The organism is Nonomuraea insulae, assembly GCF_042656245.1.
This window is the reverse complement of record NZ_JBHSPA010000014.1, coordinates 96,178-114,384: the sequence shown is the minus strand read 5'-3', so window position 1 is coordinate 114,384 and position 18,207 is coordinate 96,178. Positions and strand designations below refer to the sequence as shown.

General features: G+C 70.2%; 16 protein-coding genes and 1 tRNA gene. 6 read left to right on the top strand and 11 right to left on the bottom strand.

The window, feature by feature from the left end; all coding sequences use genetic code 11:
- Window positions 1-13 precede the first annotated feature (13 nt).
- From ACFPZ3_RS10840 to lat, 5 genes are all read left to right on the top strand, one after another.
- Complete coding sequence (locus tag ACFPZ3_RS10840; RefSeq protein ID WP_379513869.1) at window positions 14-1,474, top strand: penicillin-binding transpeptidase domain-containing protein; 1,461 nt, start codon at window positions 14-16, stop codon at window positions 1,472-1,474.
- 115 nt (window positions 1,475-1,589) lie between these two features.
- Window positions 1,590-2,237: a PAQR family membrane homeostasis protein TrhA gene (trhA, locus tag ACFPZ3_RS10835; protein ID WP_379513868.1), complete on the top strand. Its 648-nt coding sequence runs from the start codon at window positions 1,590-1,592 to the stop codon at window positions 2,235-2,237.
- On the top strand, window positions 2,234-2,599 hold the full coding sequence (locus tag ACFPZ3_RS10830) for a PPOX class F420-dependent oxidoreductase (protein WP_379513867.1): 366 nt from the start codon (window positions 2,234-2,236) through the stop codon (window positions 2,597-2,599). Before trhA ends, ACFPZ3_RS10830 begins: the two co-directional genes overlap by 4 nt.
- A gap of 47 nt (window positions 2,600-2,646) precedes the next feature.
- Window positions 2,647-3,189: an HdeD family acid-resistance protein gene (locus tag ACFPZ3_RS10825; RefSeq protein ID WP_379513866.1), complete on the top strand. Its 543-nt coding sequence runs from the start codon at window positions 2,647-2,649 to the stop codon at window positions 3,187-3,189.
- 47 nt (window positions 3,190-3,236) lie between these two features.
- Window positions 3,237-4,505 carry an L-lysine 6-transaminase gene (gene lat / locus ACFPZ3_RS10820; RefSeq protein WP_379513865.1) on the top strand — a complete coding sequence of 423 codons (1,269 nt, stop codon included), beginning with the start codon at window positions 3,237-3,239 and terminating at the stop codon, window positions 4,503-4,505.
- 7 nt (window positions 4,506-4,512) lie between these two features.
- Here lat and ACFPZ3_RS10815 read toward each other — a convergent pair whose 3' ends face one another.
- From ACFPZ3_RS10815 to ACFPZ3_RS10775, 9 genes are all read right to left on the bottom strand, one after another.
- Entirely contained in the window at window positions 4,513-5,733 is a 1,221-nt protein-coding gene (locus ACFPZ3_RS10815; RefSeq protein WP_379513864.1) for an NAD(P)/FAD-dependent oxidoreductase, read from the bottom strand.
- Window positions 5,734-5,883: 150 nt separating this feature from the next.
- The gene (locus ACFPZ3_RS10810; RefSeq protein ID WP_379513863.1) at window positions 5,884-6,078 is read right to left on the bottom strand and encodes a helix-turn-helix domain-containing protein; all 195 of its coding nucleotides are present in this window, start codon (window positions 6,076-6,078) and stop codon (window positions 5,884-5,886) included.
- 188 nt (window positions 6,079-6,266) lie between these two features.
- Window positions 6,267-6,342, bottom strand: a tRNA-His gene (locus ACFPZ3_RS10805).
- A gap of 67 nt (window positions 6,343-6,409) precedes the next feature.
- On the bottom strand, window positions 6,410-7,003 hold the full coding sequence (orn, locus tag ACFPZ3_RS10800; RefSeq protein ID WP_379513862.1) for an oligoribonuclease: 594 nt from the start codon (window positions 7,001-7,003) through the stop codon (window positions 6,410-6,412).
- A 68-nt stretch (window positions 7,004-7,071) separates the two neighbouring features.
- On the bottom strand, window positions 7,072-8,175 hold the full coding sequence (locus ACFPZ3_RS10795) for a DUF2510 domain-containing protein (protein ID WP_379513861.1): 1,104 nt from the start codon (window positions 8,173-8,175) through the stop codon (window positions 7,072-7,074).
- Between the two features lie 49 nt (window positions 8,176-8,224).
- Complete coding sequence (locus ACFPZ3_RS10790; protein WP_379513860.1) at window positions 8,225-9,586, bottom strand: protein kinase family protein; 1,362 nt, start codon at window positions 9,584-9,586, stop codon at window positions 8,225-8,227.
- A 22-nt stretch (window positions 9,587-9,608) separates the two neighbouring features.
- Complete coding sequence (locus ACFPZ3_RS10785) at window positions 9,609-11,264, bottom strand: serine/threonine-protein kinase (RefSeq protein WP_379513859.1); 1,656 nt, start codon at window positions 11,262-11,264, stop codon at window positions 9,609-9,611.
- A gap of 108 nt (window positions 11,265-11,372) precedes the next feature.
- Entirely contained in the window at window positions 11,373-13,805 is a 2,433-nt protein-coding gene (locus ACFPZ3_RS10780) for a serine/threonine-protein kinase (RefSeq protein WP_379513858.1), read from the bottom strand.
- Between the two features lie 86 nt (window positions 13,806-13,891).
- The gene (locus ACFPZ3_RS10775; protein ID WP_379513857.1) at window positions 13,892-14,530 is read right to left on the bottom strand and encodes a pyridoxamine 5'-phosphate oxidase family protein; all 639 of its coding nucleotides are present in this window, start codon (window positions 14,528-14,530) and stop codon (window positions 13,892-13,894) included.
- Window positions 14,531-14,601: 71 nt separating this feature from the next.
- Between ACFPZ3_RS10775 and pdxR the strand changes: the two genes are divergently transcribed.
- Window positions 14,602-15,981: a MocR-like pyridoxine biosynthesis transcription factor PdxR gene (gene pdxR / locus ACFPZ3_RS10770; RefSeq protein ID WP_379513856.1), complete on the top strand. Its 1,380-nt coding sequence runs from the start codon at window positions 14,602-14,604 to the stop codon at window positions 15,979-15,981.
- On the opposite strand, the gene ACFPZ3_RS10765 is transcribed toward pdxR, so the two are convergent.
- Window positions 15,959-17,083 (bottom strand): DegT/DnrJ/EryC1/StrS family aminotransferase, encoded by a 1,125-nt coding sequence (locus ACFPZ3_RS10765; protein ID WP_379513855.1) that lies wholly within the window; start codon window positions 17,081-17,083, stop codon window positions 15,959-15,961. The genes pdxR and ACFPZ3_RS10765 overlap by 23 nt on opposite strands.
- On the bottom strand, window positions 17,080-18,162 hold the full coding sequence (locus ACFPZ3_RS10760) for a GNAT family N-acetyltransferase (protein WP_379513854.1): 1,083 nt from the start codon (window positions 18,160-18,162) through the stop codon (window positions 17,080-17,082). The genes ACFPZ3_RS10765 and ACFPZ3_RS10760 overlap by 4 nt, the downstream gene beginning before the upstream one ends.
- Between the last annotated feature and the right edge of the window lie 45 nt (window positions 18,163-18,207).

Here is an 18,207-nt window from a genome sequence, read left to right as displayed (position 1 = left end):
TGCTTTCGCCGTTGTGGCATCGAACCGGGTCAAGGGGAGCGCTTCCCGGACGGCGGCCGCGTACTTCGCGGCCTGGAGCAAGGGGGACGTGTCGGCGATGGAGCGGCTGGTGTACGAGCCTCCGGCGGACTTCATCGAACGGCATCGCTCGCTGAGCGACGGGCTCCACGTCGAGTCCATCCAGCTCACCGCGGGACAGTTGAAGAGCTCGGGGGACGAGGCCGCCGAGGTGCCGTTCGCGGGGGTGCGGCAGTTGACGGAGTTCGGGTCGTGGCCGTTCGGCAGCACGTTGCGGCTGGCCGTACGGGATCGGGCCTGGAAGGTGTTGTGGACGCCCGAGACGCTGCACCCGCTGCTCAAGGGCGGCGGCAAGCTGGAGCTGGGGGAGATCGACGCGGCGGTGGCCGAACTCGTCACCAGCGAGGGCGACAAGATCCCGAACGACAGCTACGCCGACGCCTACCTCGACCCGCTCAGGCCCGAGTTCGAGCAGGCCAACCACGGCTGGGCGCTGCTGTCGAAGGTACCCGGGCAGCCGGACAAGCAGCTGATGACCCGCTTACCCGAGGCGAAGGTCGAGCGCACCACCCTGTCGCGTTCCGTCCAGGCGGCGGCCGCGCGGTCACTGGACGGGACCGAGGACTCCACGATCATCGTGATCCGGCCGAGCACCGGTGAGATCCTCGCGCTGGCCGATCGCCTCAAGGACAACTTCAGCGCCGTGGTCGACGTCTTCCCGCCCGGCTCCATCTTCAAGACGATCACCGCGGCGGCCCTGCTCAAGGGCGGGCTCGACCCGGCGGCCGAGGTCGAGTGCCCCGGTACGTACCAGATCCCGTTCCACTCGTCCTTCGTCAACGACGGCGAGGTGGATCGCGGCACCGTCACCTTCGCCGACGCCTTCGCCTACTCCTGCAACACGACTTTCGTGGAGCAGGCCACCACCAGGCTCACGATGGGCGAACTGCGCAGAACCGCGGACGAATGGGGCTTCGGCCGGTCCATCGCGACCGGTATCGGCGGGTCCTGCGGCGTCGTTCCCGACACCACGGACCTCGACATGTTCGCCGCCGACGCCATCGGCCAGGGCGAGGTCGTCACGACTCCGCTGTGCATGGCCGTGCTCGCCGCCGCCGTCCAGAGCGGCACCTGGCGCTCGCCACGGCTGCTGTCGAAGGAGCAGGTACGTCGCATCGACGGCGTCCCGCAGGGGGACACGCGGCTGGACGAGGGGGTGGTGGCGGCGCTCAGGGACATGATGGCGGCCGTCGTCGATTACGGGACGGCCAGTGACGCGGGCCTGCCCGAGGGGGTCTCCGGCAAGACCGGCACGGCCGAGGTGCGCGACGAGACCTCGCACGCCTGGTTCATCGGATACCGCGATGACCTGGCCTTCTGCGTCTTCGTACGGCACGGCGGCTCGGGCCGGGCGGCGGCCGTCCCCATCGCGGCCAGCTTCCTCAACGGCCTCTGAGGCGGCCCGCCAAACTCTGAGACGACCCGCCAAAACCTCTGAGGCGGCCGCCGAAACCGGCTCTGAGGCGACCCGCCAAAGGCGGCGATTCCGAACCTACGGTACCGTAGGTTTCATGACGACCCTCACCGTCAAGCCCAGACTGCGAGGCTGGTTGCACACTGGAGCATTGCCCGTGACCCTGGTGGCCGGGTTCGTGCTCGTGGCACTCGGCCCGACCCTGCAGGCGCGACTGGCCTCCACCGTTTACGCCATCACCTCGGCCCTGTTGTTCGGCATCTCGGCCACCTACCACCGAAGCACCCTCGGCCCGAAGCTGGCGGAGTTCCTGCGCCGGGTCGATCACGCGAACATCTACCTGATCATCGCCGGCACCTACACCCCGTTCGCCCTGCTGGCGCTGGACGGCGTGGCCCGGGTGGCGGTGTTGTCGGTGATCTGGGGCGGGACCCTGGCCGGGGTGTTGTTCCGGGTGTTGTGGATGAGCGCGCCCCGCTGGCTCTACACGGTCCTCTACCTGGCCCTGGGCTGGACCGCGATCTTCGTCATGCCGCAGCTCCTGCAGGGCGCCGGTGTCGTGGCCGTCGTGCTGGTGGCCGTCGGCGGCGTGTTCTACTCGGCCGGAGCCATCGTGTACGGCCTGCGCCGCCCCGATCCCTCGCCCCGCTGGTTCGGCTTCCACGAGGTCTTCCACGCCTTCACGGTGGCCGCGTACCTGGTCCAGTACGTAGCGGTATCGATCGTGGTCTACTCGCACGTATGAACCTCGGCGCGGAGCAGTACATCTCGGTGACCACCTACCGCAGGGACGGCACGCCGGTCGCGACTCCCGTCTGGGCCGCCCAGGACGGTGACGCGGTGGTCTTCTGGACCCCCGCCCACTCCGGGAAGATCAAGCGGATCAGGAACAACCCCGAGGTCAGCGTGGCCGGGTGCGGCTATCGCGGGGACCTCACCACGGAGCCGGTCAAGGGCAGGGCCGAGATCCTGGACGCGGCCGGGACCGACCACGTGCGTGCGCTGCTGCGCCGCAAATACGGCCTGACCGGGCGGATCGTGTTGTTCGGCAGCAAGCTCCGCCGGGGTGACACCGGCACCGTAGGGGTGCGAATCACCGACATTTGACCTACCGCTGGTCTGTTTTCGGGTATGTCCCGGAAAGGCAGACCAGCATGGGGGAAATCTCTCGTTCGTGGTGGCTCCTGCTCATACGTGGGCTGGCGGCCATCGTCTTCGGCATTCTGGCGCTCATCTGGCCGGGCATCACGCTGCTCGTACTGGTGATCTTCTTCGGCGTGTACGCCCTGATCAGCGGGCTGTTCGAGCTGTTCGCCGGGTTCCGGCACGGGGAACGGCCGCGGGCCTGGCTCATCATCTCCGGAATCATCGGCATCCTGGCCGGGATCGTGGCGTTCCTCTGGCCGGGCATCACTTCCTTGGCCCTGCTCTATCTCGTGGCCTTCTGGGCCATCTTCACCGGCGTGTCCGAGATCGTGGCCGGCGTGCACCTGCGCAAGGTCATCGACAACGAGTGGATGTTCATCGTCGGCGGCATCCTGTCGGTGATCTTCGGTGTGCTGCTGCTCGTCTGGCCGGGCGCGGGCATGCTCAGCCTCGTCTGGCTGATCGGCGTCTTCGCCATCCTGTACGGAATCGCCATGATCGCCTTGTCGTTCCGCGTGAAGAACTTCACTCAAGGGGCAGGTACGCCGTAGATTTTATATATATAACCGCATTGCTCAACAGGAACTGTGGAGGCGCCATGGACGTACACGCCCGCCTTGCCCGCCACCTGCTCGTCGACGGCTACCGCCTCGTGCTCGACCTGGAGCTCAGCCACGGCTCCTGGCTCGTCGACGCCCGGAACGGCCGCCGCTACCTGGACTTCTACACCTTCTTCGCCTCGGCCCCACTGGGCGTGAACCCGCCCTTCGACCCCGACTTCACCCAGCTCCTCGGCCAGGTCGCCCGGAACAAACCGGCCAACCCCGACATCTACACCGAGCACCTGGCGGACTTCGTCGACACCTTCGACCGGGTGCTCGGCGACCCCGCCCTGCCGCACCTGTTCTTCGTCGAGGGCGGCGCCCTGGCCGTGGAGAACGCGCTCAAGACCGCCTTCGACTGGAAGAGCCGCCGGAACGAGGCCGCGGGCAGGTCACGTGACCTGGGCACCAAGGTCATGCATCTGACCAAGGCCTTCCACGGCCGCAGCGGCTACACGCTGAGCCTGACCAACACCGAGCCGGCCAAGACCGACCGCTTCCCCAAGTTCGACTGGCCGCGGATCGACGTGCCGGCCATCCACTTCGGCGACGTCGAGGCCGCCGAGGAGCGGGCGCTGGCCCAGGCCAGGGAGGCGTTCGAGCGCGATCCGTACGACATCGCCTGCTTCATCGCCGAGCCCATCCAGGGGGAGGGCGGCGACAACCACATGCGGCCCGAGTTCCTGCGGGCCATGCAGGACCTGTGCCATCGCCACGACGCCCTGTTCATCCTGGACGAGGTGCAGACCGGCGGCGGGACGACCGGCACGCCGTGGGCCTACCAGCAGCTGGAGCTCGAGCCTGACGTGGTGGCGTTCGCCAAGAAGGTCCAGGTGGGCGGCATCATGGCGGGCCGCAGGGTGGACCAGGTGCCGGACAACGTGTTCCAGCAGAGCGGCCGGATCAACTCGACGTGGGGCGGCGGGCTGGTGGACATGGTGCGCAGCCGCGGCATCCTGGAGATCATCGAGCGCGACGGGCTGATCGCGCGCGCCGCCAGCGTGGGCGACGACCTGCTCGAAGGCCTGACCAAGCTGGAGGCCGAGCGCCCCGACTCTATGGCGAACGTACGGGGCCGCGGCATGATGTGCGCGTTCGACCTGCCGGACCAGGCCGCCCGCGACGCCCTCGTGACCCGGCTCAGGGAGGAGCACGGCGTGCTGGTGCTGCCCTGCGGGCCCAGATCCGTACGCCTGCGCCCGGCCCTGAACATCCCAGAATCCGACCTCGACCTCGGACTGGCCGCGCTCTCAGCGGCCCTGTGAGAGGCCTCTACTGCGTGATGCTGGCCCTGCTGCGGTGGGGCCCGGCATAACGCCAGAAGAAGTTGAGCAGCACGCTGACCCGGTTGCGCCCGCCCAGCAGGTACGCCACGTGCACGAAGATCCACACCAGCCAGGCGGGCAGCCCGCGCATCGTCAGCCCGTTGGACAACTGCAGCACCGCCTCCGCCCTGCCCACCGTCGCCATGATCCCCGGGTCGCGGTAGGAGAACGGCTGTAGCGGCCGCCCGTGCGCCGCCGCGATGATCTGCTTGCCCACGTGCTTGCCCATCTGGATGGCGGGCTGCGCGAGCTGCGGCAGTGGGTTGGGCGGGCCCGACAGGTCTCCGGCCACGAAGATCTCCGGATGCTCCGTCAGGTTCAGCGCCTCCGTGAGCGTGACCCGGCCGCCCTTGCCCTGAGGCAGCCCCCACGAGCCCACCTCCGGGGGCGCGGTGACGCCCAGCGCCCACACGGTCACGTCGCTCCGCAGCCGCGTGCCGTCCTCCAGCACCACCGCGTCCGGTTCGACGGCGGCCACGGTGGCGCCGAGCCGCAGGTTCACCCCTCGTTTGCGCAGCGCCTTCGCCGCCGAGTCGCGCAGCCGCGGCTTGTACGGCGCCAGCACGAACTCGAACCGCTCCACCAGCGTCACGCTCGTCTGGTCGGGCCGCAGCTCGGGATGCGTCAGCGGGATCGTGTGCCGCTGCAACTCCGCCAGCGTGCCCGCCATCTCCACGCCGGTCGCGCCCGCGCCCACCACCACGACGTGGGTGCTCTCGCGCCGGCCCGCCGCCGTGTCCTCCAGGTAGTGCTGCAACCGCCGCCGCAGCACGGCCGCGTCGCTCAGCGAGTAGATCGGCAGCGCGTTCTCCCGCGAGCCCGCCACGTTCAGCCAGTTGGTCGTCACCCCGGTGGCCACCACCAGGTAGTCGTAGTCGAGAGCGCTGCCGTCCTCGAACTCCACCCGCCGCTCCTCGGCCAGCACCTTGCTCAGCGTCGCCCGGTGCGCCCGCACGTTGGGCCACTTCGCGGCGAAGGTCCTGATCGGGTATGACACGTCCGCCGTGCCCATCCCGGCCGTCGCGACCTGGTAGAGGAGGGGCTGGAAGGTCGCGTACGGATTGCGGTCCACCAGCGTCACCAGCGCGCCGGTCCTGCCCAGCTCCTGCGTGGCGGCCAGGCCAGCGAAACCCGCCCCCACGACGACGACCCGCGGTCTCTTCACCATGACACGTCCCTCCCCCTCAACGTCGTCTTGGATGCCTATGGCACGGCCAGCATCTCTTAAACCACTCAGGTTCAGCCCTGCCGCCCGTCGGGCGCGCATGCGGAAGGGCCCGCTCGCCCTCTGAGGCGAGAAGGCCGGGAGGATGGGTGATCAGTCCTGGCGGGAGCGCCACAGCCCGATGGCCGTGACCCGGGAGTCCACGCCGAGTTTGGAGTAGATGCGGTTGACGTGGTTCTTGACGGTCTTCTCGCTGAGGAACAACCGTTGCGCGATCTGCCCGTTGGACTGACCTGTGGCGATCAGGTCCATGACCTCGGCCTCGCGTTTGCTCAGGGACGTGAACACGCTATCGAACGCTGCGTCGTCGACTCTCATCCGGCCTCCGGGGGCGCGCAGTCGGTCAGAATCGCCGATGGCCCCCGTGCTTCCGGCGTTAGCGGTAGACAGCGAGCATAACCCGCATTGTCATGATTTGGGGCCGTTGCCCGGGAGAAAACGATAACGGACGGTCCCGAGGGACCGGCCGTTCGTGCTGGGGTGAGTGAAGGGACTTGAACCCTCGGCATCCAGGACCACAACCTGGCGCTCTACCAACTGAGCTACACCCACCATGGCCACCCGCATGTGGCGGCACAGGAAAAGTGTAGCGGGATTCGGGAGTCTTTACGCCACTGGTTTAGCCGCTGACCCGCTCGGCCAGTGTCCTGGCGGTCGCCGAATCGGGTCCTGGCTGGCCCACGAAGATGGCCGCGCGGTAGTAGCGCAGCTCTCTGATGCTCTCCGTGATGTCGGCCAGAGCCCTGTGCCCGCCCTGCTTTTCGGGCGCGGCGAAGTAGACCCGTGGATACCACCTGCGCGCCAGCTCCTTGATCGACGAGACGTCGACCATCCGATAGTGCAGATAGCCATCCACCCCGGGCATGTCGCGCGCGATGAACGTGCGGTCGGTGCCGATGGAGTTGCCGCACAGCGGCGCCTTCTTCGGCTCCGGGACATGGCGGCGGATGTAGTCGAGCACGAGCGACTCCGCCTCCGCCAGGGTCACGCCTCCGGCCAGCTCGGGCAGCAGGCTGGAGGCCGTGTGCATCTCGCGCACGACCTGCGACATCTGCTCCAGTGATTCGGGCGGTGGTTTGATGACCACGTCCACGCCCTCGTCCAGCTGATTGAGCTCGCTGTCGGTGATGACGCACGCCACCTCGACGAGCGCGTCGCGACTCAGGTCGAGCCCGGTCATCTCGCAGTCGATCCAGACCAGCAAGTCACTCATTCGATCTCCTCGCCCAGCGGCTCGGAGCAATCCGCCCGCTTGTTACCCCACCAGCCTAGTGCCACCGGTCAGGCGGGCTTCAGCGAGCTGAGGACCTTATTGACCACGTCGGTGCCCAGATTGTCGGGTACGGAGACGTACGCGATGGCCGGACTCTGCCCGGCACCGCGGTCCACGAGCACGATCGCTCCGTTCTCCTTCTTCCACTTGTAACCCTTCTCCTCCGAGATCTTGGTGAAGTCGAGCTCGAACTGCAACAGCCAGGCGTCCCGATCGCCGACCTTCATCGCCTTGTCCTGGACGATCCTGCTCTCGTGCGCGAGCGCGTAGTAGTTGGCGGTGAAGTGCACGAAGACGGCCTTGGCCGTGTCGCCCATGTCCGCGGTGCCGGTGTAGGGGTAGAGCTCGTTGAGCAGCCCCGTGAAGACGTTGCCGATCCAGTCGGCCTCGCCCTCGTAGTTCTCCTGCGCGTCGGCCTTCACCGCCGCCGACCACTGCTGCTGCGCCGGGTCGGGGTTGTTGACCTCGTTGTACGGAGGCACCGTCCAGTCCTTGGGCACCTCGAACGACAGCCCCGCGCGCGGGTCGGTGACGCGGTCACCCGACGGCTGCGGGAACTCGCCCCCCTGGCTGGGCAGCGGCTGCTGGGACGGCGGCTCCTCGGTGGGCAGCGGTTGCTGCGGCCCGAACGTGTCCGTCGGCGCCGGCGGCGAAGCGCTCTCCGTGCTGTCCCTGTTGATGAAGAAGATCCCCGCGACCACGATCAACGCGATCACGACCAGCGCCGCCAGCCCGCCGAACACCCAGGGCAGCGGGTTGCCCTGCTGCTTGGGCGGCGGGGCGTAGCCCTGTCCCGGTGGGTTCCACTGCTGGGTGGGCGGCGCGGGCGCGCCGTAGGCGGACTGGCCATGGGTCGGCCGGCCGAACTGCAGGGTGGGGTTCGCCGGGGTCACCGTCCAGCCGGGGCCCGTCTGGGGCTGCGGTTGGGGCTGCTGCGGCGGCGGCGACGAAGGTTGGGACTGTGGCTGTGGCTGGGGGCCGGAAGCCGGTTGCGGGGGCTGCCCCTGCTCCTGAGCGTGGAGGGCGTCCGTCCACTGGTTGCCGTCCCACCAGCGGAGCTGGGGCTCTCCGTAGGGGTCTGGGTACCAGCCCGCGGGGGTCTGCGTGGTCATGTTCGCCAGATTAGTAAGAACCGCTTTGATATGCATTGCTGGACGGTGATCAACACTTGTACGTGAAGCTCGCCTTGTCGGTGCGCACCGGCCCCGGCGTGATGATCCTCAGCGTGGCGGTCGCCTTGACGTTGCTCCTCCCCTGCAGCGTCCACCGCAGCGGCACCGTGTACGACGTCTGATCCTCCTTCGCGCGCAGCGTTCCCCTGACAACCTCCTTGTCCAGGTTCTTGCGCCATTCGTAGGTGATCTCCCCTGGCGATCCGTTGGTGACGACCGTGCCGGTGATCAGGACGGCCTTGTTGCAGCCCTGGGTCTTCTTCGGCGCCACCACGTTGATCGACTGGACCGTCAGGTCCGGCGCGCTCCCCAGCCTGAACCAGGCGAAGATCGCCCCCGCCATGATCACCGCGAAGACGGCGGTGGCCAGGATCGTCCGCCGCCGCCGCGCCCGCGACGCCTGGGCCGCCCGCCCGCCGGGCCGGTGCATCGTGGAGGCCCCGTCGCGCCAGATCCGCTCGGCCGGGGTCTCGGACATCTGGGGATGCGTACCCACCGACCCGGAGCCGACCCCGGGCCCGAACTGCACGGGCCCCGCCGACCGGCCGGGCACGTGCAGGAGCGTGACGATGTCGCCCTCGTCCTGCGGCGTCACGATCGGGGCCTGCGCGTACGCCGGAGCCTGCGCGAACATCGACCTCCCACGCGCCGCCCTGGCCAGCCCGTCCCTGCTGATCCGGCCGCCGGGCAGCGTACCCCGCTCGTTGACCAGCAGATCCCGCGCGGAGCCCAGCCCGAGGGTGGTGGCGGCGTTCGCGGCCCGGTCGAGGAGCCGGCTCACCTCCGGCGCCCGCTGACTGAAGGAGGCGGCCAGCCCGCGGGCGAGCGACGCCCAGCCCGCCGCGTCCCGTTCACGCGGGGAGACCCGGGCGCGGATGGCGTCGGACAGGCCGCGTTCCGACAGCAGGGAGACGCCCTCCGCCGTGATCACCACCGTGCCCGGGTGCACCGAGCCGTGCGTGACCCCGGCGGCGTGCAGCGCCAGCAGCGTCTGGGCGGTCTCCACCAGCACGGACGCCGCCCCGCCTGGATCGATCCCGGCGGGGAGCAGGTCGTTCAGCGTCGGGCTGACCGCCTGCGCGGTGAGCAGCCAGACCTGGTCGCCCGCCGCGACCACGTCCGCCACCGGGATCAGCCCGCTCAGCCCGGCCAGCACGAGCCGCTGGTCGGTCATGACGGCGTTCACGACGCGGTCGCGGACGTCGGGCAGGCCGATGATCTTCGGGTCGAACAGCAGGGCCCCGGCCCTGCGGCCGTCCGGTGAGATGGCGTCGATCCAGTTGCCCAGTTCGGTCATCCAGGTGTGCTCGGTGAGCCGGAATCCGGCGATACCACTTGCAGGGTTGTTCATCGCCGCTGCCCCCCGGCGCGTCTCAGCGCTTCCTTCTGTGGCGTCCCGCCATACGGCGTTTCACCGCAAGTGTGACCGGAACAGCGCCCGTAGTCACCAGGCCCAGCGCCATCAGTGCGGCCTGGGCCTTGCCGGCCGTGTCGAGGCGAGGGGTGTCGGTGGGCGGTTTGGTCTCGTTCCCGCCCTGCTCGCCCGTGCCGATGGTGCCGTCCTCGCCGACCGTGGGGGTCTCCTGGGGTGGCCTGGTGGTCTCGGTGGGCGGGGTGGTGGTGGGCGTCGGGATCGAGGTCTGGGTCGAGGGAGGCGGCGTGGAGGTGGCGGGCGGGGCGCCTTCTGGGTCACTGATGTCGCCGCTCAACCGGGGCTCGGAGGATGGTGTGGGCGTCGGGGTCGCGGTGGGCTTCCTGGTCCTGGGCGGCGTCCTGACCGGCGTCGGCCTGGGCGACCTCGACCGGGTGGGCCGGGGGGAGGCCGACGGCTGGGTGGCCGGCGGCGGCGCCTGGCTCTCCGTGGCCGTCGGTGTGGGCTCCGGCGTGGTCTCCTCAAGGGTGGGCGGCGGCTCCTCCGTCGTCTCCACGGGCTCGGGCGTGGCGGGTACGGCCGTGGTCGGCGTCACCCCAGTGGTCTGCGCCTGCAGCACCGGCTCCGACCCGGAGCTGAGGATGATCACTACGGCGGCGACCAGCACGCCGACGCCGACCGCCCCGACGGCGACCTTGGCGGAGACCTTGCTCAGGATGCGCGTCGGATCCTTGAAGCGGGTCTGGGCGAGCGAGGTCTGCGCCTCGGCCGTCTCGTCGAGCGCGGTCGGGAAGAGCACCACCAGCAGGCCCGCGAGCGCGACCAGGCGCCGCCGCCCGCGCTCCTCCCAGTCGGGTCCGTACGCCCCCGCCGCGATGGCCTCCAGCTCGGTCAGGAACGCCTCGGCCGACGGCGGCCGCTCGGCCGGGTCCTTGGCCAGACCGCGCTCGACCAGTCCCTGTAACGGGGCAGGGACCTCCTCGATCGGCGGCGGCATGACCTGGTGCTGGTGGGCCAGGGCCGCGAGGTTGGGCGCGCGGTAGGGCCGCGTGCCCGTCAGGCACTCGAAGAACACGACGGTGGCCGCGTACACGTCGGTCGCGGGTCCCGCGGGCCCGCCCGACCACTGCTCGGGCGCCATGTACGGCGGCGTGCCCGCCGAGCTCGCGCCCTCCCCGGCAAGGACCGCGATGCCGAAGTCGACGAGCTTGCTGGTGCCGTCGCCCTGCACCATGACGTTCTCGGGCTTGAAGTCCCTGTGCACGACGCCGATCGCGTGCGCCGAGGCCAGGCCGTGGAGTGAGCCCTTGAGCACGGCCAGCGCCGCCTCAGGCCCTGTGGGCCCCTCCGATCTGAGGAGCTCCCGGAGCGACACTCCGTTGATCAGCTCCATGATGATCGCCGCGCCCTGCCCGGCCTCGACATAGTCGATCAGCCGGGCGTGGTACGCGCTTCGCAGCGTGCCCAGCAGCCTGGCCTCGTGCCGGAACCTGGCGACGAAGCCGACGTCGGATCTCAGCTCGTCACTGAGATATTTGATGGCCACCTCGACACCGTCGTGGTCGCGCCTGGCCAGGACCACCCGGCCCGCAGATCCCGAGCCCAGCTCGCGAACTTCGGTATAGCCGGGGACCCCCCATGGCCCATCACCGTACATAACGGTCTCCTCTGGAGTTCTGTGGGCCCCCACCCTCATCAAACGGTCCGTAGCTTAACCAGAGGGAACCGCTTTCCCGCTACTTTTATCCTGACGGCTGGTGAAATGTCACTCAATGGTGCTAGGCGACTCCGGGTTCGGCGTCTCCTTGGGTGTCTCCTTCGGCGGTTCCTCCGGAGGCTCCTCCTCCTGGCACGCGGGTGTGGAGCCGCTGCGGCTGTCGCCGCCGCCGGCCGCCGCCGGGTTGGTGGAGGCGGTTATGGTCCACTTCGTGCCGCAGGACAACCTGGCCCGGTAGCTGAGGGTCCGGCTGTAGGCGGTGCTGCCCGACAGGGTGATCGTCTGCGAGTCCCCGCCCTCTCCTGCCGCGAACCTGACCGTGAGCCGTACCCGCTGGGTGCTCGACGTGCTCACCCTGACCGTCGCGCTGAGCCCGCCCTCGGTGCTGACGCCGCCGATCGTCACCTGCCGCACCTGCGGTGGACAGGGCACCGTGGCGCGCGCGGTCGCGGTCCTGCCGCCGGCGCGCACCTGTACCGACAGGGTGGAGCCGCAGGGGCGGGCCCTGAAGCTGTGGGTGAACGCCCGGTTGTAGGAGGTCTTTCCTGACAGGCTCGCGGTACGCGCGCCGCCGACCGTGTCCCCGTTGACCGCGAACCTGGCCTCGACCGGGACGTCCCCGGTGCCGCTCGCGGCGACCCTGACCCGGGCGGTGGCGGTGCGGCCGGGCGCCGGGGGCAGGTTGAGGCTGACGTTCAGCCTGGTCACCTTGGTCGGGCAGGACGGCACCGACAGGGAGGCCGTCCTCGCGCCGCCTGAGGCCGCCGGGGAGGTGGCGACGGTCAGTGTGACCGTCCTGCCGCACGGGCGCTCGCCCATGGACCAGCTCAGCGTGCGGGTGTAGGTCCTGGCGCCGCTCAGCCGTACGCGCTGGGTCCGGCCGTCCGAGCCCGGGGCCGCCCAGGTCGCGGCGGCCGTGACGGCGGCGGTGCCGCTCGTGCGCAGGGTGACCGTGCTGCTGGCCACCGCTTCCTCGCCGATCGTGATGTCGCCCAGGGAGACCCCGAGCACCGACGTGCCCGGCTGCTCCGTCGTGATCGTCGGAGTCGGGGTCGGAGTCGGCGTCGGAGTCGGCGTTGGAGTCGGGGTCGGCGTTGGGGTCGGCGTTGGGGTCGGGGTCGGGGTAGGCGTGGGAGTCGGCGTCAGGGTGGTGGGTGTGGGCGTGGGAGTGCGCGTGCGGGTGCGGGTGGGCACGGGACGGGTGCGGGTGGGCACGGGACGGGTGGTGGTCGTCCGAGGCGCGGGACGGGTCGTGGTCGTCCGCGGGGCGGGCCTGGAGGTCTCCGGGTCCGGTTCGGGCACGACCGCCTCGGGCGAGCTCTGCGGCACGACCTCGGGCTCGGGGTCGCTCTCCGGCGTGATCTCAGGCGTGGACGCGGGTGTCGTCGGCGGGCCGGAGACCGGCGCCGTCGAGACCTCACTGGGCGGTACGATCGCCGCCGCCCCCACAGCCTCCTCAGGAGGAGGCGGCGTCTGCCGGTTGGCCAGCACGACCACCACCGCCACGGCCGCCGCCGCGGTCACCGCGCCGCCCATGGCCAGCCGCCGCACGTTCGAGCGCAGGCCGCGGAACACCGTCCTGGCCAGCGACGTGCTCACCTCGGGCATGGACGTCTGCGGCATCGGTAACAGCAGGGCGAGCAGGGCCACGAGCGCGGCCAGCCGCCGCCTGCCCCGCTCCTCCCAGTCCTCCCCGTACGCCGCCCTGGCGGTCGCCTCCAGCTCGTTCACGAACGCCAGCGCCCCCGCGGGCCGCCGCCCCGGGTCCTTGGCCAGGCCGCGCCGCACCAGCTCGCGTACCGGTTCGGGGGCGTCGTGGAAGGGCACGGGGGCGTGGACGTGCTGGTAGCCCAGGACGCTCGGCTCCGTGGACCGGTAAGGGCGGTGCCCGGTCAGGCACTCGAAGAAGACGGCCGTGGCGGCGTACACGTCGGTGGCGGCGGAGGCGGGCTGGCCCTCCCACAACTCGGGCGCCATGTAAGGGGGCGTGCCTTCGGGCCGGGCGGCCGTGCCCTGGCGGACCGCGATGCCGAAGTCGACGAGCTTGCTGACGCCGTCATCGCGTACGAGCACGTTCTCCGGCTTGTAGTCCCGGTGCACCAGCCCGAGATCGTGCGCCTTCGCCAGCCCCAGCAGCGAGCCCTTCAGGACGACCAGCGCCGCCTCCGGCTCTGTCGTCCCGTTCTCGCGCAGCAGCGCGCGCAGCGAGACGCCGTTGACCAGCTCCATCACGATGGCCGCGCCGCCGGCGTCCTGGATGTACTCCCACAACGTGGCGATGTTCGGATCTCGCAAGGTGGTCAGCAGCCGCGCTTCCTGCTGGAACCTGGCCAGGGCGGACGGATCTCGCCGCAGGTCCTCGGACAGGTACTTGATCGCGACCTTGACACCGGTCTCGTCGTGCACGGCCAGCGTGACATGCCCGCTGGCACCTGCCCCGAGATGCTTGATCTCTGTATAACCGGGAGCGCTCCACTCCATCTGCCCTCTCCCATCAGGAGCCGGCCCACCTGATGAGACGTGCGATCAAGGAGTCGGGTTTGCCATGTGGTCCCGGATTTATGGAACTACTCCCGATGGAGGATGTGAACAGGCGCGTCGATACCTTCTGGGAGCACTGAATCCGGTTCGGGCTCGCCCCACGACATGACCAGCGGCAACACCCCGGCCCACACCGGCAGGTCGTAGTCCTCCTCCTCGTCCTTGGGCGCGCCGCGCCGGATCTTGACCGACGCCTCCTCCAGCGACAGCGCCAGCACGGCCGTCGAGGCCAGCTCCTTGCGGGACGGCTTGCGCACGTAGTCCCACTGGCCGGGCGCGAGCTGCTCGGAGATGGCCCGCAGTGCCTCCATGCGCTCGTCGGGGTCGCTCACCAGCCGGGCGCGGCCGTACACGATGGCCGAGCGGTAGTTGACGGAGTGGTGGAAGATCGAGCGGGCCAGCACGATGCCGTCCAGGTGCGTGACCGTGACGCAGACCTCGCCGCCGTCGCCCGCGCGCAGTGACTGCGCGCCGGTGGAGCCGTGCAGGTAGAGGGTCTCGCCGATGCGCCCGTAGCCGGTGGGCACGACCATGGGATGGCCGTTCACGACCACGCCCAGGTGGCAGATCAGGCCGGTGTCGAGCACGTCGTGGAGGTCGTTCCTGTCGGTGCTGCCGCGCTGCTTCTCGCGGCCCAGCGTGGTGCGTGGAGTGGTGGAGAGCATGATTCGACGGTAACGAGGAAGTGGACCTACTCTGTAGGGCCACTATCAGCACCTTCGTAGAGACCACTTTCATGCGCACCCATGTTGACCTGCCTGTATCACTGAAACGCGACGCGGCCGAGCCTCTCACCACCCAGCTCGCCGGGTGGCTGCGCCGCGCCATGCTGGACGGCACGATGGCCCCGGGGGAGCGGCTGCCGTCCACGCGGGCCCTGGCCGCCCAGCTCGCGGTGAGCAGGACCGTGGTGACGGAGGCGTACCAGCAGCTCTACGCGGAGGGGTGGCTGGACGGGCGGCACGGCTCTGGCACGTTCGTGGCGGAAATGGAGCAGACGCCCAAAGCGCCGGATGAGAGCGCGTACGTGCCGGCCCCGCCGCCGCCCCCGGCCGAATGGATCGACCTCACGGCCGGCCAGCCCTGGGTGCGCGACTACGACCGCGCGGCCTGGAAGCGGGCCTGGCGCAAGGCCGCCGACCTGCCGCCTGGCGACTATCCCGACCCGCGCGGCCTGCCGCGCCTGCGTGAGCTGCTCGCCGACCACCTCAGACGTGCCAGAGGCATGGCGGTCGGCCCCGAGAACATCCTGGTCACCAGGGGCACCGGCAACGGGCTCGACCTGTGCGCGCTGGCGCTGCTCGGCCCGGGCGCCAGGGCCGGGGTGGAGGACCCGGGTTACCCGGTCGCGCGCACGGTGCTCGCGGCCAGGGGCGCCGAGGTGGTGCCGTGCCCGGTGGACGAGGACGGCGTGATCGTGGACGGGCTCCCCGGCGACCTGCGCGTGCTCTACACCACGCCCGCCCACCAGTACCCGCTGGGCGGCCGCCTGCCGATCCCGCGCAGGGAGCGGCTGCTGGCCTGGGCCAGGGGCACCGGCGCGATGATCGTGGAGGACGACTACGACGCGGAGTTCCGCTACGACGTCGCCCCGCTGCCCGCCCTCTACGGCCTCGACCCGTCCCGGGTGGTGCTGCTCGGCACGCTGTCCAAGATTCTCGCGCCCGACGTGGGCGTGGGCTGGCTGGTCGGGGACCCGGAGCTGGTGAACAGGATCGCCGGGCTGCGCCGCGCGATGGGCGACCGCACGAGCGGTCCTGTCCAGCAGGCCGTGGTGACCCTGCTGGAGCGCGGCGACCTCGACCGCCACCTGCGCAGGATGCGCCTGGAGTACGCGCGCCGCCGCGCCGCCGTCGTCGAGGTGCTCGGTCCCGCCTGCCGCCTGCGCGGCGACACGGCCGGCCTGCACGTCCTGGCCGAACTGCCCGCCGGCGTGCTGCCCGGCGTGGTCGAGCGGGCCAGGGAACGCGGCGTCCTGCTCGACTCCACCGAGCGCCACTACCACGGCGACGCGCACCTGCACGGCCTGGTGATCGGGTACGGCTCCGCCTCGCTCGCCGACATCCGGCGCGGCTGCCGGATCCTGGCCGAGCTCATCCGCGCGGCCCGGACGTAGGGGGCTCCAGAGCCCGCAGGACGGGGAGGGAACGGGCGGTGTACATCGGGTCCACCGGGAGCACGTGGCGGGCCCACCAGCGGGCCGGGCCCGGGTCGGGGGAGCGGTCGGTGAAGGAGGGGGCGTAGTCGTCGTACGGGGGGTCGTACAGGTAGCCCGTCGAGACCCCGTGCCGTTCCAGTTCGGCGATGGCCGCGTCGCGGTCGCGGACCAGGAGGGGCACCCTGAAAAGCGGCCTGGACAGGTCGTCGAGCACGGCCGGCGCGACGGTGGGCAGCTCGGCCAGGCGCTGCACGCCCGCCAGCCGGCGCGCCCGGTCGCGGGGGACCTTGCTCACGCGCCTGCGCTGGTACCAGCGGACCAGGCGGCCCCGGTGGGAGCGGTAGCGGTGCAGGTCGGCGCGTACCCAGGGGTCGAAGGGCGGCAGCGAGGGGACGTGCTTGAGCGCGAGCTTGAGCTCCTCGGGGGCGAGGGCGATGCGGAAGCCCTCGCGCGGCTCCTGCAGGCCCAGGCGGCGCATGAGCTTGAGCGCGGGGCGTACGAGGTCGAGCTTGAGCGCCGCCTGGCGGGCCATGGAGGTGGCCACGCTCGCCACGTCGGCGCGCAGGGAGCCAGGGGTCAGCAGGTCGTCGCGGGCGCGGGTCAGCGCCTCCAGGTCGGACTCGCTCTCCACGACCAGCACGCCGCCCGAGCCCGCGCCCGGATGCTTGGAGAGGCTGAAGACCCCCGCCTGGCCGAACGTGCCCAGCGGCCGTCCCCCGAGGTCGCTCTCCATCGCGTGCGCCACGTCCTCGATGAGCACCTTCCCGGCGAACGCGGGCGCGTCGTCGGGCAGGCCATACAGGTTCGTCGTGAGCACCGCGTCCACCGCGCCGAGGTCCACCCGGGTGACGTCGATGTTGCCGTCACGAGGGGACAGCGGCGCGATCACCGGGCGCAGACCGGCCGCGAGCACGAGAAAGAGGATCTCGTCGGCCGAGATGGGAGACATGAGCAGCCGTTGCCCCGGCAGGCACCAATGGCGGAAGGCCAGATAGAGGCCAAGCCGGTTGGACGGAAGCGACAGGCAGTGACGGCCTGTGCGCTCTGCGATGTGTTTCACCCTTGTAGGACAGTACGCAGTCTTCCGTAGGTTTTCAATGCCCTGTCAGCGGTTCTGAGCAGCAAAGGGTTGGCCATCACCGTCGCGCGTGTCTTGCGCACCGGCACCCGCATCACCCAGTGGACGCCCGCCGCCGCCCCGATCCTGGCCACGCGGCCCTCGGCCACCTCGAAGTCGCCGTTCTTGAGCTTGTCCTTGTACTCCTTCTGGCCCCGCCCCATGTCGATGATCTCGATGCCGGACTCGGCGGCGCGCTCGGCCATCGCCAGGTGGTGGATGAGACCGGGGGAGTATTTGGCGAACTGGGTGTCGTAGGCGGGGAACCAGCCGGCCAGCGTCGTGCGTGTGCGCAGCCCGAAGTGCCCGGCCACCGGCTTCTCGTCCACGTAGATCATGTCGAGCACCCCGGCGAAGCTCTCCGTCTGGGTGGCCAGCAGCCGCTCGACCAGCTCCACGATCCACTTGTGCGCGAATCTGTCGGTGCGTCCGGTCCTGCGGTACTGGTCCGTCTTCCAGCCCAGCAGCGTGCGCAGGGGCGCCAGGTCGGTGGTCGCGTAGTCGTGCCGCATCGCCCCCGCCTCGCGTTGCAGCTTGCGCGACTTGGCCAGGGTGGACTTGTACGTCTTGCCGGAGTTGCGGAGCAGCGACTCCGTGTAACGTTCCCAGCCGTCGCGCAGGTCGATGATCGGCGACGCGTGCCGCTCGTGATGCGCGCCGAGCAGGGGCTGCCCGGACACCAGATGATCGAACTCGTAGACCGACAGCCCGCAGCCCTTGATCAGGCGGCGCGGGTCGATCTCGTAGTCCTTGACGTGCACGAGACCCTGCGCGTCGGTCAGCCCGGCGGCGACCGGTTTACCGATGCCCATCGGATGTCGTTCGAAGGGGAAGAACCCCACGATGTCGGAACCGTCGTAGAGGACGGCGACTCGTACATCGTCGCGCAGTTCGCCCACTGTTAGGGTGAACTCTGGCGACAGGAAGGGATTGTCGAAGGCGGCGTCCGCTTCTTGCAGGGCACGCCATCGACTCACTTCCGATTGGCCCAGCTCTCGAGGCAGGGCAAGGGTGACGCGCATGGGCTCCTACTGTCAACACGCACTCGCAGTCCAGCATGTCGGCCA

Excerpts from the sequence above, each read along its gene's own strand:
- trhA (WP_379513868.1), top strand. The coding sequence starts at position 1,590 with ATGACGACCCTCACCGTCAAGCCCAGACTGCGAGGCTGGTTGCACACT.
- ACFPZ3_RS10830 (WP_379513867.1), top strand. The coding sequence starts at position 2,234 with ATGAACCTCGGCGCGGAGCAGTACATCTCGGTGACCACCTACCGCAGG.
- ACFPZ3_RS10825 (WP_379513866.1), top strand. The coding sequence starts at position 2,647 with ATGGGGGAAATCTCTCGTTCGTGGTGGCTCCTGCTCATACGTGGGCTG.
- lat (WP_379513865.1), top strand. The coding sequence starts at position 3,237 with ATGGACGTACACGCCCGCCTTGCCCGCCACCTGCTCGTCGACGGCTAC.
- ACFPZ3_RS10815 (WP_379513864.1), bottom strand. The coding sequence starts at position 5,733 with ATGGTGAAGAGACCGCGGGTCGTCGTCGTGGGGGCGGGTTTCGCTGGC.
- orn (WP_379513862.1), bottom strand. The coding sequence starts at position 7,003 with ATGAGTGACTTGCTGGTCTGGATCGACTGCGAGATGACCGGGCTCGAC.
- ACFPZ3_RS10795 (WP_379513861.1), bottom strand. The coding sequence starts at position 8,175 with ATGACCACGCAGACCCCCGCGGGCTGGTACCCAGACCCCTACGGAGAG.
- ACFPZ3_RS10790 (WP_379513860.1), bottom strand. The coding sequence starts at position 9,586 with ATGAACAACCCTGCAAGTGGTATCGCCGGATTCCGGCTCACCGAGCAC.
- ACFPZ3_RS10785 (WP_379513859.1), bottom strand. The coding sequence starts at position 11,264 with ATGTACGGTGATGGGCCATGGGGGGTCCCCGGCTATACCGAAGTTCGC.
- ACFPZ3_RS10780 (WP_379513858.1), bottom strand. The coding sequence starts at position 13,805 with ATGGAGTGGAGCGCTCCCGGTTATACAGAGATCAAGCATCTCGGGGCA.
- ACFPZ3_RS10775 (WP_379513857.1), bottom strand. The coding sequence starts at position 14,530 with ATGCTCTCCACCACTCCACGCACCACGCTGGGCCGCGAGAAGCAGCGC.
- pdxR (WP_379513856.1), top strand. The coding sequence starts at position 14,602 with ATGCGCACCCATGTTGACCTGCCTGTATCACTGAAACGCGACGCGGCC.
- ACFPZ3_RS10760 (WP_379513854.1), bottom strand. The coding sequence starts at position 18,162 with ATGCGCGTCACCCTTGCCCTGCCTCGAGAGCTGGGCCAATCGGAAGTG.